The sequence below is a fragment of the Bradyrhizobium sp. Kon69 genome (assembly GCF_055807515.1).
The window spans coordinates 360,670-374,153 of record NZ_JBVVOS010000001.1 but is presented as its reverse complement, the minus strand read 5'-3'; the positions used below and the strand labels follow the sequence as shown (position 1 = coordinate 374,153).

Sequence of the window (13,484 nt, the reverse complement as noted above, 5' to 3'; positions counted from 1 at the left end):
CATGCTTAAGCAATGACACGGTTCGAACGAACTGTGGGTGTTACGAGTTGATGCGGCGGAGATGTCCGTCCAAAACTGTTTCGAAGGAGTGAGCCGATGTCGACCCATATTTCAGTCCCGCCGCAAGCGTTGCTCGAGCGCATTCTCACGCTGGAGATCGTGCGTGTGACGGAGCGGGCGGCGGTGTCTTCGGCGCGTCTGCGCGGGCACGGCAACGAGAAGGCTGCCGACCAGGCCGCGGTGGACGCGATGCGGCGCGAGCTCAACAAGCTGCCGATCGAGGGCACCATCGTCATCGGCGAGGGCGAGCGCGACGAGGCGCCGATGCTCTTCATCGGCGAGAAGGTCGGCATGAACGCCGGCCCGCAGGTCGATATCGCCGTCGACCCGCTCGAAGGCACCACGCTGTGCGCCAAAAACATGCCGGGCTCGATCGCCACCATGGCGATGGCCGACGGCGGCACGTTGTTGCACGCCCCCGACGTCTACATGCAGAAGCTCGCGATCGGTCCCGGCTATGACAAGGGCGTCGTCGAGCTCGATGCGACACCGGCCGAAAACGTCCGCCGCCTCGCCAAGGCCAAGGGCGTCAAGCCGGATGGCATCACCGTTCTCGTGCTCGACCGGCCGCGCCATGCCAGCATCATCGAGAGCGTGCGCTCGACCGGCGCCGCCGTGCGCCTCATCACCGACGGCGACGTCGCCGGTGTGATCCACTGCGCCGACCCCGACAATACCGGCGTCGACATGTATCTCGGCACCGGCGGCGCGCCGGAAGGCGTGCTCGCGGCCGTGGCGCTGCGCTGCATCGGTGGCCAGATGCAGTGCCGTCTCATCCTCGACTCCGACGAGAAGCGCGAGCGCGCCGCCAAGATGGGCGTCAACGATCCCAAGATGATTTACGGCATCGAGGACATGGCGCGCGGCGACTGCCTGTTCGCCGCCACCGGCGTCACCACGGGCTCGCTGCTGTCAGGCGTCAAATTCCGCAAGGACGGCGTGATCGAGACCGAGACGGTGGTGATGCGTTCCGTCACCGGCACCGTACGCTACATCAAGGCCGAGCATCGCGAACTGGCGAAGTTCCATTTGGACTGATCGACGTAATGACCGGCCGTCATTCCGGGCTTACGCCTCACGGCGCATCCGGAATGACCAATAATAAGCAGCCTAAAGGGAAGTGCGCATGTCGGATCTCACCGCCGTCAAAGCCCTGGTATTCGACGTGTTCGGCACCGTTGTCGACTGGCGCACCAGCCTGATCACGGACTTCATGTGGTGGGCGAGGGGCCGCGGCATCTCCGCCGACTGGACCGCACTCGTTGACGGCTGGCGCGGCATGTACATGGCTTCGATGGATGACGTGCGCAAACATCCCGAGCGCGGCTATGTCATGCTCGACGATCTGCATCGCCGCTCGCTGGAAAAGCTGGTCGCGCAATTTTCGATTCCAGGCCTGACCGAAGCCGATCTCGATTACCTCACCAAGGGCTGGCACCGCCTGCATCCGTGGCCCGACAGTGTCGCGGGCCTGACGCGGTTGAAGACGAAATTCGTGATCTCGCCGCTGTCGAATGGCAATGTCGCGCTGCTGACCAACATGGCGAAGTTCGCAGGGCTTCCCTGGGACCTCATCATGTCGGCCGAGCTGTTCGAGCACTACAAGCCCGATCCCGAAACTTATCTTGGCGCCGCGCGCCTGCTGTGCCTCAAGCCGGAGCAGGTGATGATGGTCGCCGCCCACAACGGCGATCTCGCTGCCGCGCAGAAGAACGGGCTGAAGACGGCTTTCGTGGCGCGACCGACCGAATACGGTCCGCTCCAGAAGGTCGATTTCGAGGCCACCGGCAATTGGGACATCGTCGCCAGGGATTTTGGCGGGATCGCCGACAAGCTCGGGTGCTAGGGCGGCTGCGACTTTGCAGAGGGCCAAGGCTCAGGGCCATGGCTCAGCCTCGTAGCACGTTCCACGGCGCGAAGGCGTTGTTGACGCCCTCGAGCGCCGGGCCGAGTTGCGGCACATGCCGCAGCAGCACCGATTTCATTCCGTTGTTGTGGATCCAGTCCAGACCGAAATCGGTGTAGACTTCCGCACGGTAGTCATCGGTGAAGAACCGGTCGCTCTTGAGGCGCCGCGATGCCATCAGGATGAAAATGCGGAAGGCAGTATCGCTGAAGCCAAAACCGTCCGGCAGGTCCTCGGCCAATAGTCCGACCATCAGATCAACGCGATCGACGTCGCCCTTGTAGATCGCGCGCATCTTCCCGGCCGCGCCGGGGATGCTGGTGATTTCCTCGAATGTCTTGACCCGCTTCTTGCCGACCAGTTCGCGGAACCGATTGTAGCGCGGCACGCCGCGCTCGCGATCACGCATGATGTCGATCGCCGCCACGTCGAGCAGCGGCTGGTCGTCTTTCGTGAACTGGCGCAGAAAGTTGGGATAGTTGTGGAGGCGAATGGCGCCGGGATGAGCGGTGCCGAACGAGTACAGCAGGTCGACGAAGCCGTGAGTCTGCATGAACTCGCGGGAGGCGGGGCCCTGCATATCGACCAGGTCGCTGGGGCTAATATCTGTGCTATTGAGCCGCCGCACATCAATCGTTTCGGGGAGCAGCGGGTGCAGGCGGTACACGGCGGTGAATTCCTCCGTCATCGCGTAGGGCGCGCTGTGCTGATCCGTCGGAGAGCCGATGATACCAAAGGCGGCTTCGCTGTTCTTGCCGAGCACCGCGCGCAGCACCCGGCACGGGATCCCCGACCAGTTCGCGTGCATGCTGAAGTCCAGTGCGGGATGGCCGAGGATGCCTGGCGTCCATTCGACGGTGTGGATCTTGGCGATCAGGGCCGCGTTGATCAGCCGCGCATGCTGGAATAGCGCCTCGTCGTTCCAGGTCGGATACCGCGTCTTCAAGCCGTCGCAGATGACATTGTGCTCGCGTGCAAAGAGGTTGTGCAGCAGGCTGAGCCCCACCCACCAATTGTCGTTGAAGCCGGTGAGATCGGCGCCGGGATGGACTGGATCGTCTGGAAGCATCCCATCATCGCCGACCGCGATCTTCCCATCTGCCCCGGAACGGATCTGCATCTGCCTCGCGCGGTCGCTGCCGTAGATCTGTCCGGCGTCCCACCAGTGCGAGTTGAGGTTGCGAAACGTGGGGGTCGCGCCGAGCCATGGTTCACGTGGCGTCTCGTCGCAAACGGTCCGACGGATCTTCATGCAGCCGTCGATCCGCTGATCCGCGGGCCATTTGTCGTTTGGCTTCAGCGGAATCTTGAATTCGTTTCCCGACTTCGGGGACCCATGGCTGAACCAATTATGGGTTTCGAACTGGATCCAGGCGGCGGCCAGCAGATTGAGGCTGGTCGCGGGAATGAATTCGCGGCGCGCCAGCAATTCCTCCGAGATCACGCGCGGACTGGGTTCGAGCAGGTCGTCCAGGCTGTCCGGCACGCATTCGGGCAGCGCGAAATTGCGCCCGAACCGGGCGCCAGCCATCCCCATGCGCGGATGGTCGAGGCTGTTGAACGAGCCGTCGGCGGAACGCCAGCGCTCATTGCCCGTGTTCCAGCGAGGCGATGTCGTGCCGTAGCCGGTATGGTGCAGATTTTGCTCCCGCAGCCGGTCGCGGAACGCCGAGAGATTGGCAGCTCCGAGCAGCCTTGGCAGTTTGTCCCATCTGACAAGGAAGTTGATGGCCCGATAGACAACATCCGGGACCCGTTGGAGCAGGTCACGATGGAAGACAAAACCATCGTTCTCGCGGGACATTGACGCTCCCAAACAAATTCACGTCAATAAATTCGATTTGCAATTAGTAGCTGTAGTTCAATAACACCAAAATGTCCGCATGCCAACGCCGCCGGAGACATTGCGGATTGTAGTTGCTTGCCGGTCAGCCGGACAGCGGTGATCGTTCGGGCGGTCCGGGCGGCGCGTACGCCACCCGGACCTGATCCGGCGATTACAACGTCATCTGCATCGGTTCGGGATAATAATGGAATCCTTCGCCGGCCTTGGCGACATGGCCATAGCCCGGCCATGCGAAGTGATACGACATTACGGGCGTCTTGTTCGCCGCAAGCATGGTCAGCAGTTTGACGCGCGACTCGGCCGCCTGCTTCGGGTCGGTGTCGTAGGAGAATTCCATCCGCGGCCGCTCGAGCAGCAGGACGGGATGGTGCGAGAGGTCGCCCATGAAGGCGAAGGACTTGCCGGCCGACGAGACCATGAAGATGGTATGGCCGACGGTATGACCGGGCGCTGCGATCGCCTGAACGCCCGGCAGGAATTCCTGGCCGTCCTTGAAGAACACGATGCGGTCGCGCACCGGCAGCAGGTTCTTGCGGGCGTGAACGACGAAATCCTTGGCGTCGCTGCCGAGCTTGCCTTCGTCGGTCCAGAAGTCGAAGTCGGTCTGCGAGATGTAGATCTGCGCGTTCGGAAACAGCGGCTTGCCGCCGTCGTCCACGATGCCCCCGATGTGGTCGATATGTGCATGCGAGCAGACCACCGCATCGATGTCCCCGGGCTTGATACCTGCCTCGGTCATGCTCTTCTGCTGTCGGCCGGTAGTGGCGCCGAACATCTTCGAACTGCCCATGCCGGTATCGAACAGGATGAGCTTGTCGCCGGTGTTGACGATCGGAGAGTTCTGTTCGAGCACGACATTGTCGGGCGACAGGAAATTGTCGACGAGCATCTTCTTCACCTCTTCCTTGGGAACGCCGGTGAAGGTCCCTGAGGGGTCGCCGAGCGGCAGCGGTCCGTCGGAGACGACAGTGACTTCGGCATCGCCAAGAACGAAGCGGTGCCAGTATGGCGTCTGGGTACCGAGCTTGGGAGCGCGCGCCATTGCGCTGCTGCCGAGCATTGCGCTGGCACCAAGGCCAGCCCCGAGGGCCAACAAGGACCGACGTGAGACATCGATTGTCATGCGTTTCCTCCGCTTTTGTCTTTTGTTTGCGCAATTGTTTGCGCGTTACCAACTGTGCGGCTGAATGCAATCAATGATTGTGTCGCGATTGTGTCTCTTGACCGCGCGTTGTAGCGGGACCGCAAGTTTCTTTCGGCGTCGCGAACGCCGTCTCACGCAATTCTCGGCGCAAGGTCGCTCCCTTCCGTTTCGGCAAAGCCCGCCTGCAAAACCTCTTCCCGCTTGTGGCGCAGATGCGCGCGCAGGATATGGGCGAGGCCGACGCCGTCGCGCCTCTGCAGTGCGTTCAGGATGGCATCGTGCTCCTGCACGGCGACCGCCCAGCGCTCGGGCGTCATCGGCGTGACATAACGCGCGCGGCGGATGCGCGCGGTCACGGACGCATACAACCCCGCGAGCACCGGGTTTCCGGCCGCAGCGACGATGCCTTCGTGAATGGCGCGGTTGCCGCGATAGTACTGAATCAGGTCGCCATCGCGATAATGCCGCACCATGTCCCCGTGCGCGGCGGCGATCGCGTCGATCTCGGCATCCGTGATGCGCTCGCAGGCGAGTTCGCCGGCGAGCGCTTCGAGGCCCTGGCAGACCTCGAACAGGTCGCGCATGTCCTTGTCGGTCAGTTTTGCCGCGCGCGAGCCGCGATGCGGCAGGAGCTGCACGAGCCCTTCGGCGGCGAGCACCTTGAGCGCCTCGCGGAGCGGGGTGCGCGATATCTGGAGCCGCTCGCACAGCTCGCGCTCGGGAATCCGCGCGCCCGGCGGGATTTCGCCGTCGAGCAGGATGGCCCGGATGCGGCCGACGACTTCCTCGTGCAGCATGGGTCTGAAGTCCATTTGAATGCAAAAATGAAGCTATATGCGGGTTACGGCAAGTTCCAGCTTGTAAATCGACAATTTTGCATTCAAAAATATAGAAAAGCAGAAGGACATGAGGAAATGGACCAGCAGGTGGTGGCGGAAGACCTCGTTTTCGAGCGCCAGGACGGTATCGGGCGGATCACCTTCAACCGTCCGCAGGCCCGCAACGCCTTCACCTTCGCGATGTACGAGCGGCTTGCCGCGATCTGCGAGGAGATCAACGACGATCACGCGATCAAGGTGCTGGTGCTGCGCGGGGCCGGCGACAAGGCCTTTGCCGCGGGCACCGACATCAATCAGTTCCGCGATTTCAAGTCGCCGCAGGACGCGATCGACTACGAGAACCGCATCGATCGGGTGCTGACCACGCTCGAGCAGTGCCGCGTGCCGACGATCGCCGCGATCAACGGGTTCTGCACCGGCGGCGGCGCAGGCATTGCCGCGGCCTGTGACCTCCGCATCGGCACCCAAAGCGCGAAGATCGGCTTTCCCATTGCCCGCACGCTCGGCAATTGCCTGTCGATGTCCAATGTCAGTCGTCTCACCGCGCTGATCGGCGCTGCCCGCGTCAAGGATCTGATCTTCACCGCGCGCCTGGTCGACGCGACGGAGGCCGCCAGTGTCGGGCTGCTCGGCGAGGTCGTCGAGGATCTCGCCGCGCTCGACCGACGCGCCGACGAGGTCGCCCGGCTGCTCGCCAGCCACGCGCCGCTGACGCTGAATGCGACCAAGCAGGCCGTGGCGCGCCTGCAAAGGCGGCTGACGCCGGACGAGGGCGAGGACCTCATCCTGATGTGCTACACGAGCCAGGATTTTCGCGAAGGGCTCGATGCTTTCCTCACCAAGCGCGCGCCGCAATGGCGCGGCCAATAGGACGCCCCGATGCAAAGCGATCGCTCGCAATCAACCTCCGGCCGTTCGGGGCCGCTTGCCGGCCTCAAGGTCATCGACCTCACCCATGTCATGGCAGGGCCGACCTGCACCTTGATGCTGGCCGACATGGGCGCCGACGTGATCAAGATCGAGAAATCGCCGAACGGTGACGACACCCGCCATTCGGTGCCGCCAAAGATTGGCGACGAGGCGGCCTCGTTCCTGATGATGAACCGCAACAAGCGCGGCATCGTGCTGGATCTGAAGACCGAGGGCGGCAAACAGGTGTTGCGGCGGCTGATCGCGGGCGCCGACGTGCTGGTCGAGAACTTTGCGCCGGGCGCCATGGAGCGCCTCGGCTTCGGCTACGAAGACCTGCACAAGCAGCATCCAACGCTGATCTATTGCTCGCTGTCGGGCTTCGGCCGCACCGGACCCTACAAGCATCGCCGCGGCTTCGATCTGGTCGCCCAGGCCATGAGCGGCATCATGAGCTTTACCGGCGAACGTCCCGATGGTCCGCCCGTGAAATGCGGTCCGCCGCTGTCCGACATCACCGCCGGCCTGCTGGCGAGCATGGGCATCCTCGCGGCCTATACGCACCGTCTCAAGACCGGCGAAGGGCAGTGGGTCGAGACCTCGCTCTACGAGGCCGCACTGGTGCAGACCTACTGGCAGTCGACCATCGCGCTGGCCGCGGGCACCGCGCCGCGCGCCATGGGGTCGGCCCATCCGCTCAACGCGCCATATCAGGCCTTCGAGGCCTCGGACGGTTGGCTGGTGGTCGGCGGCGCCAACAAGAAGCACTGGCTGTTGATGCTGGAGGCCCTCGGCGCAAACGAGCTGGCCGCCGATCCGCGTTTCATCAACGGCGCCGACCGCATGGCCAATCTGAAGGAGCTCGAAGCCGTCCTGAGCGAGCGCTTCCGCACCCGGACGCGGGCGCATTGGCTGGCTGCGCTGGACGAGAAGGGCGTGCCCTGCGGACCCGTGCACGACATGCTGGAGGCGCTCAGCGATCCGCAGACGCTGGCGCGCGAGATGGTCGTCGAGGTCGAGCATTCCACGCTCGGTCCGGTGAAGACGATCGGCTTGCCGGTCAAGTTTTCGGAGACCCCAGGCAAAGTGCGTACGGGCGCGCCGGTCTACGGTGAGCATACAAGCGAGGTGCTGGTCGAGCACGGGTTCGACCAGCAGCAGATCGAAGCGCTCGAACAAGAAGGCGCAATCGTCCTGGCATCGGGAAGACGCGAGGAACGCGTCGCCTGACCGGACGTCGAAAACGACAAGAACAAGAGACAAAAATCAGCTGGAGGACATCATGGGTCGGACGTCAACGCTTCTGCTCTCCGCCGCCGCAACCGTGCTCGCCGGCACGATGCCGGCGCTCTCGGCCTGGCAACCGCAAAAGCCGATCGAGTTCGTGGCGACCGCCGGGCCCGGCGGCGGCACCGATAATCTCGCGCGCGCCGTGCAGAACATCATCACCAAGCACAAGCTGGTGGAGCAGCCGATCGTCGTCGTCAACAAAGGGGGCGGCAGCGGCGCGGAAGGCTATGTCTACGGCAAGGCCTCCGCCGGCGATCCCTACAAGGTGATCTTCGGCACGTCGAATGCCTGGCAGCAGCCGCTCGTCTCCAAGGTCGCTTTCAACTACACCGATCTCACTGCGATCGCGGCAATGGCGCAGGACGAGTTCCTGCTCTGGGTCAAGCAGGACGCGCCCTACAAGACGGCGGGCGACTATCTGAAGGCGGCCGCATCAGGCGAGTTCAAGATGGGCGGCGCGCAGTCAAAGGACACCGATGAGGTGCTGACCCGCATGATCGAGAAGGCCGGCCACATCAAGCTGACCTACATCCCCTTCAAGAGCGGGGCCGAGACCGCCGTGCAGCTCGCCGGCGGACACCTCGACTCCCACGTCAACAATCCCAGCGAAAGTCTCGGGCAATGGCGCGGTGGAACGCAACGGCCATTGTGCGTGTTCAGCCCGAAGCGGCTGCCGCAGGGCGCCAAGGTCACCGCGACCGAAGGCTGGGGTGACGTTCCGACCTGCGTCGAGCAGGGCCTCGATATCAAGCAGTATGAGCAGCCGCGGACAGTGTGGCTCCCAGGCAAGGTCACGCCGGACCAGGCTGCGTTCTATGTCGACCTGATGAAGAAGGTGCAGGCGACACCGGACTGGAAGGACTACATCGAGAAAACCTCCCAGGTCGACACCTTCCTGACCGGCGCCGAACTCGACAAGTTCATCAAGGAGGACCTCGAGCACGTCAAGCAAGTCGCGGGCGAGCAGGGCTGGCTCGTCAAGTGAGGCGGCCGATGGCGTTCGATTGCGCAGCCGAGTTCAAGCACCGTCCTCATCCTGAGGAGCCCGCCGCAGGCGGGCGTCTCGAAGGATGGCCGCGGATGGGATGTCGCCCGGAGCCGTCCTTCGAGACGCGCGCCGAAGCGCGCTCCTCAGGACGAGGACTGAGCAAACATCTGGCGTTTCGCTGGAGTGGCCCATGATCTCGCGCCGCGCTCTCGAACTTGCGACCGCAATCCTCACCGGCAGCTTTGGTGTGGCCGTCGTCGTCTCCAGCCTCGATAACGGCATCGGCTGGTCGAGCGCGGGCGTGGACGCCGGGACGTTTCCGTTCCTGACCGGGATCATCATCGTGCTTGGAAGTCTCTACAACCTGGCGCGAGGTGTCATGCCGGCCACGACGCTCGCCAGCGTCCCCATTGCCATCACGTCGATCGAGCTGCGCCGGCTTGCCGGCTTGTTCGTGCCGGCCGCGATTTTCGTGGCTGCGATCCCGTTGGCCGGGATGTACGTTGCCTCAGCCCTGTACATCTTCGCGGTGCTGGCGATCCCCCGACAACAATCCGCGCCGCGCGCGCTTGGCACGGCGGCGGCGACAGCGCTCGCGCTCTACATCGTGTTCGAGCGCATGTTCCAGGTGAGCTTGCCGCACGGCGCGCTCGCCGCGGCGTTCGGCTTCTGACGGAGAGGCCGATGGACAATCTTGGAGAACTCCTTCACGGCTTTGGCATCGCGATCACGCTGCCGCATCTGGCGCTGATGGTGATCGGCGTGCTGCTCGGCATTCTCGTCGGCGTGCTGCCCGGGCTGGGTGCTCCGAACGGGGTGTCGCTGCTGCTGCCGCTGACCTTCGGCATGCAGCCGGTCTCTGCCATCATCCTGCTCTCCAGCATGTATTGGGGCGCGTTGTTCGGGGGATCCGTGACCTCGATCCTGTTCAACATTCCGGGCGAGCCGTCGTCGGTCGCCACCACCTTCGACGGCTACCCGATGGCGCGCGACGGACGGCCGACCACGGCGCTCGCCACCGCCTTCGGCTCGGCGGCCTTCGGCGCGCTGATCGGCGTCATCCTGATCACCTTCCTCGCGTCATGGGTGGCGCAGGTCGCACTCGCCTTCGGTCCGGCGGAATATTTTGCGGTCTATTTCCTGGCCTTCGCCAGCTTCGTCGGCATGGGCGGGGCGGCGCCGATCAAGACCGTCGTGGCGCTGGCGATCGGCTTTGCGATCGCGGCTATCGGCATCGACACCGTCTCCGGCAGCGTGCGCCTCACGATGGGTGTCGACGAGCTGGTCAAGGGCGTCAACTTCGTCGTCGCGGTGATGGGGCTGTTCGGCATCGGCGAGCTGCTCGTCGCCGTCGAAGAGGAGTTTCATGCCCGCGCGGTCTCGTCGAAGATCGAGTGGCGCGAGGTATTTCGCGCTATCGGCCGCCTGCCGCGGCATAGCGTGGCACTGCTGCGGAGCGCGGCCATCGGATGCTGGATGGGGATCACGCCAGGTGGCCCGACTGCGGCATCCTTCATGAGCTACGGCATCGCCCGCCGCTTCTCGCGCCGCGGCCGATATTTCGGCACCGGAGAGGTCGAAGGCATCATCTCGCCGGAGACGGCCGATCATGCTGCCGGCACCAGCGCGCTTCTGCCCATGCTCTCGCTCGGCATTCCCGGCTCGGCCACTGCGGCCGTCATGATGGGCGGGCTGATGATCTGGGGCCTCAATCCCGGACCTATGCTGTTCGTGGACCAGAAGGACTTCGTCTGGGGCCTGATTGCCTCGATGTATGTCGGCAACATCGTCGCCGTCGTGCTGGTGCTGCTGACCGTGCCGGTCTTCGCGGCCCTGATGCGGATTCCCTTCGTGATCATCGCGCCGCTGATCGTGATCATCTGCGTCGTCGGCGCCTATTCGGTGTCGAACTCCTATCTCGACGTCGTCATGATGCTCGGCTTCGGCATCGTCGGCTATCTCTTCAAGAAGCTGTTCTATCCGCTGGCGCCACTCGTGCTCGCGATCGTCATCGGCGACAAGGCCGAGGACGCGTTCCGGCAGTCGATGCTGATGTCCAAGGGATCGCTCGGGATCTTCTTCGCCAACAAGCTGGTGACATGTCTGATCGTGGCCGGCATCGCCCTGTTGCTGCTTCCGCTCGTGCTGCAGCTTGCGCGCTTGCTGCGCAAGCCTGCGCCGTCGATCCACGAGACGACATCCCAGAACACAGCTCGAGAGACCGATCGGGAGAAAGTGATCATATGACCGCACAGCCGCTCATTGCATTGGCAATGGGAGATCCCGCCGGCATCAGCCCGGAATTGACCGCCAAGCTCGTGGTGCAGGACGACATCCGCGCCCGTAGCCGGATCGTCGTGATCGGCGACCGCCGCATCTTCGACGCGGGCGCCCGCATTGCCGGCATCAAGCCGGAGCTGACGATGGTGGAGCAGGGGGCCGATCTGCGCGCGGCGGAGGGCAAGACGCTGTTCGTCGATCTCGGGCACCTCGATCCCGGCGACATCAGGCAGGGAGTTGCGAGCCTTGCCGGCGGCAGGTTCGCGCTTGCCAACTACAAGCAGGCGCTCGAACTCGGCCGCGACGGCCGGGTCGATGCCGTCTGCTTCACGCCGTTCAACAAGCAGGCGATGCGGCTCGCCCGCGCCGAGTATGACGACGAGATCGCGTTCTCCGCGGAAGTGGTCGGACTCAATACCCCCGCAAGCGAGTTCAACGTGCTGGACCGGCTCTGGAACGCCCGCGTGACGTCCCACATCCCGCTCAAGGACGTTGCCGCGCGACTGTCCGGCGAACGCATCCATCGCGCGCTCAAGCTGACTGATGCTTGCATGCGCAATGCCGGCTTCGCCCGGCCGCGCATCGCGGTCGCCGGTCTCAATCCGCATGCCGGCGACGGCGGCAATTTCGGGCGTGAGGAGATCGATGTCATCGCGCCCGTGGTCGCCGCCGGCCAGCGCGAAGGCATTGCCGCCGAGGGGCCGTTCCCGGCCGACACGGTGTTTTTGCGCGCCAAGGGCGGCGCCTTCGATGCGGTGCTGACGATGTATCACGACCAGGGCCAGATCGCGATGAAGCTGATGGGCTTTGATCGCGGCGTGACGTTGCTCGGCGGCTTCCCATTCCCGATCTGCACACCGGCGCACGGCACTGCCTACGACATCGCCGGCCAGGGCATTGCATCAATCGGTGCCAGCCGCGCCGCGGTGTTGCTCGCGGCAGAGATGGCCGCGCGTCGCCTCACATGATCCGTTGCTACTTCGGCAGCGGCATCGTCAGCTCCTTGTCGGCGGTATCCACCACGAACACGGCGAGGAGCTTCGCGGGCTCGGTGTCGCTGGCATTGGCGCTGACGGCATGGCGGTCACCGGGCTTTTCAGAGAAGTTCTCGCCCTTGTGAAAGACCTTGGCGGGGCCGTCATTGACCTGACTGCGGATCGCGCCTTCCAGGACGGTGGCGTAGATGAAAGCCGAGGGCGCGTGGATGTGGGCGGGCGAGGAGCCTCCCGGACCATACTCGACCAGCACGCCTTTCATGCTCTTGCCGGGAACATTGGGCAGCGCCTGGTCGAACACGACCGTCACCTTGGCCGTGGGTGTCGCCGTCTCGGCGGCATGGGCCGTCAGGAATGATGCGGCATAAAGGGCGGTTGCGAGCAGCAATCTGCGCATAGGAGTCTCCTCAAAGCCTCGCGAGCCACGTTGCGAGCGACGTCTTCCCGAGCCGCGCCTCGCCAAGAGGGTTCAGCGATGTGTCGTCGATGGAAGCGCCGTAGTACGGCGCCTTTGGGTCTCCCACCACGGGTCGGGCGTCGCCGGACGCCTTCAGGCGCCGCGCGATGAACTCATTGAAGGGCGCCTTCTCAGGTCCTGCGATATCGATCGTGCCGTTGAGCGGCTGGCCCATTGCGACCTCCGCGAGGCGATCGGCGACGTCCTCGGCGGCGATCGGCTGAAACAATGCCGTGGGAACCACGATCCGGCCGTCGGCCGCACCCATGTCACCGATGGCGCTGAGGAATTCGAAGAACTGGGTGGCGCGGACGATCGAGTAGGGGACCGGAGATGCCTTGATGATGGTCTCCTGCGCGAGCTTCGCCCGAAAATAGGCGATGTCGGGCGAGCGCTCAGTCCCGACGATCGAGAGTGCCACATGATGCTTCACGGCCGCAGCCGCCTCGGCCGCGACGAGGTTTTTGCTCGAACGCTCGAAGAATTCGAGCACGGCGGCAGGCTCCCAGGACGGCGCGTTGGCAACGTCGACAACCACATCCGCACCCGCCAGCACTGCTGCGAGGCCTTCCCCGGTCACGGCGTTCACGCCTGATTTCGGCGAAGCCGCGACCGCGTCGTGGCCTTGCTGCTTGAGCTTCGCTACGAGCTTGGATCCGATCAATCCGGTCCCGCCGATCACGACGATCTTCATGGCCTATCTCCTCGGCACGTTGCGGGCGCGAGCGCTTCAGGGTCGACGGCGCGCGCGTCGCGAAAGCGATGAGGCG

Annotated in this window: 13 protein-coding genes; 8 read left to right on the top strand and 5 right to left on the bottom strand. The window is 64.3% G+C overall.

The genetic code is table 11. The features are described 5' to 3' along the window. The first annotated feature begins 96 nt into the window (after positions 1 to 96). Both glpX and AC0L3U_RS01890 read left to right on the top strand, forming a co-directional pair. A complete protein-coding gene (gene glpX, locus AC0L3U_RS01895) occupies positions 97 to 1,098 on the top strand; it encodes a class II fructose-bisphosphatase (RefSeq protein WP_007609885.1) in 1,002 nt (333 codons plus the stop codon). Between the two features lie 88 nt (positions 1,099 to 1,186). Further along, a complete protein-coding gene (locus AC0L3U_RS01890) occupies positions 1,187 to 1,906 on the top strand; it encodes a haloacid dehalogenase type II (protein ID WP_473360458.1) in 720 nt (239 codons plus the stop codon). Positions 1,907 to 1,949: 43 nt separating this feature from the next. On the opposite strand, the gene AC0L3U_RS01885 is transcribed toward AC0L3U_RS01890, so the two are convergent. The 3 genes from AC0L3U_RS01885 to AC0L3U_RS01875 form a co-directional block, all read right to left on the bottom strand. Then, on the bottom strand, positions 1,950 to 3,770 hold the full coding sequence (locus AC0L3U_RS01885; RefSeq protein ID WP_473360457.1) for a peroxidase family protein: 1,821 nt from the start codon (positions 3,768 to 3,770) through the stop codon (positions 1,950 to 1,952). Positions 3,771 to 3,963: 193 nt separating this feature from the next. After that, on the bottom strand, positions 3,964 to 4,935 hold the full coding sequence (locus AC0L3U_RS01880) for an MBL fold metallo-hydrolase (RefSeq protein ID WP_473360456.1): 972 nt from the start codon (positions 4,933 to 4,935) through the stop codon (positions 3,964 to 3,966). Between the two features lie 152 nt (positions 4,936 to 5,087). Further along, positions 5,088 to 5,753, bottom strand: coding sequence for a GntR family transcriptional regulator (locus tag AC0L3U_RS01875; protein ID WP_473360455.1), 666 nt, complete (start codon positions 5,751 to 5,753; stop codon positions 5,088 to 5,090). A gap of 117 nt (positions 5,754 to 5,870) precedes the next feature. Between AC0L3U_RS01875 and AC0L3U_RS01870 the strand changes: the two genes are divergently transcribed. From AC0L3U_RS01870 to AC0L3U_RS01845, 6 genes are all read left to right on the top strand, one after another. Further along, a complete protein-coding gene (locus AC0L3U_RS01870; protein ID WP_456764475.1) occupies positions 5,871 to 6,665 on the top strand; it encodes an enoyl-CoA hydratase/isomerase family protein in 795 nt (264 codons plus the stop codon). Positions 6,666 to 6,674: 9 nt separating this feature from the next. Then, positions 6,675 to 7,934 carry a CaiB/BaiF CoA transferase family protein gene (locus AC0L3U_RS01865; protein WP_473360454.1) on the top strand — a complete coding sequence of 420 codons (1,260 nt, stop codon included), beginning with the start codon at positions 6,675 to 6,677 and terminating at the stop codon, positions 7,932 to 7,934. A 52-nt stretch (positions 7,935 to 7,986) separates the two neighbouring features. Further along, positions 7,987 to 8,979 carry a Bug family tripartite tricarboxylate transporter substrate binding protein gene (locus AC0L3U_RS01860; RefSeq protein ID WP_275171971.1) on the top strand — a complete coding sequence of 331 codons (993 nt, stop codon included), beginning with the start codon at positions 7,987 to 7,989 and terminating at the stop codon, positions 8,977 to 8,979. Between the two features lie 193 nt (positions 8,980 to 9,172). Continuing rightward, positions 9,173 to 9,655 carry a tripartite tricarboxylate transporter TctB family protein gene (locus AC0L3U_RS01855; RefSeq protein ID WP_473360453.1) on the top strand — a complete coding sequence of 161 codons (483 nt, stop codon included), beginning with the start codon at positions 9,173 to 9,175 and terminating at the stop codon, positions 9,653 to 9,655. Positions 9,656 to 9,666: 11 nt separating this feature from the next. Then, positions 9,667 to 11,229 carry a tripartite tricarboxylate transporter permease gene (locus tag AC0L3U_RS01850; protein WP_473360452.1) on the top strand — a complete coding sequence of 521 codons (1,563 nt, stop codon included), beginning with the start codon at positions 9,667 to 9,669 and terminating at the stop codon, positions 11,227 to 11,229. Next, positions 11,226 to 12,230, top strand: a complete 1,005-nt coding sequence (locus AC0L3U_RS01845) for a 4-hydroxythreonine-4-phosphate dehydrogenase PdxA (RefSeq protein ID WP_473360451.1) — start codon at positions 11,226 to 11,228, stop codon at positions 12,228 to 12,230. Before AC0L3U_RS01850 ends, AC0L3U_RS01845 begins: the two co-directional genes overlap by 4 nt. A gap of 7 nt (positions 12,231 to 12,237) precedes the next feature. On the opposite strand, the gene AC0L3U_RS01840 is transcribed toward AC0L3U_RS01845, so the two are convergent. Further along, positions 12,238 to 12,654 carry a cupin domain-containing protein gene (locus AC0L3U_RS01840; RefSeq protein WP_473360450.1) on the bottom strand — a complete coding sequence of 139 codons (417 nt, stop codon included), beginning with the start codon at positions 12,652 to 12,654 and terminating at the stop codon, positions 12,238 to 12,240. Between the two features lie 10 nt (positions 12,655 to 12,664). Then, positions 12,665 to 13,408 carry an SDR family oxidoreductase gene (locus tag AC0L3U_RS01835; RefSeq protein ID WP_473360449.1) on the bottom strand — a complete coding sequence of 248 codons (744 nt, stop codon included), beginning with the start codon at positions 13,406 to 13,408 and terminating at the stop codon, positions 12,665 to 12,667. Positions 13,409 to 13,484: the final 76 nt, after the last annotated feature.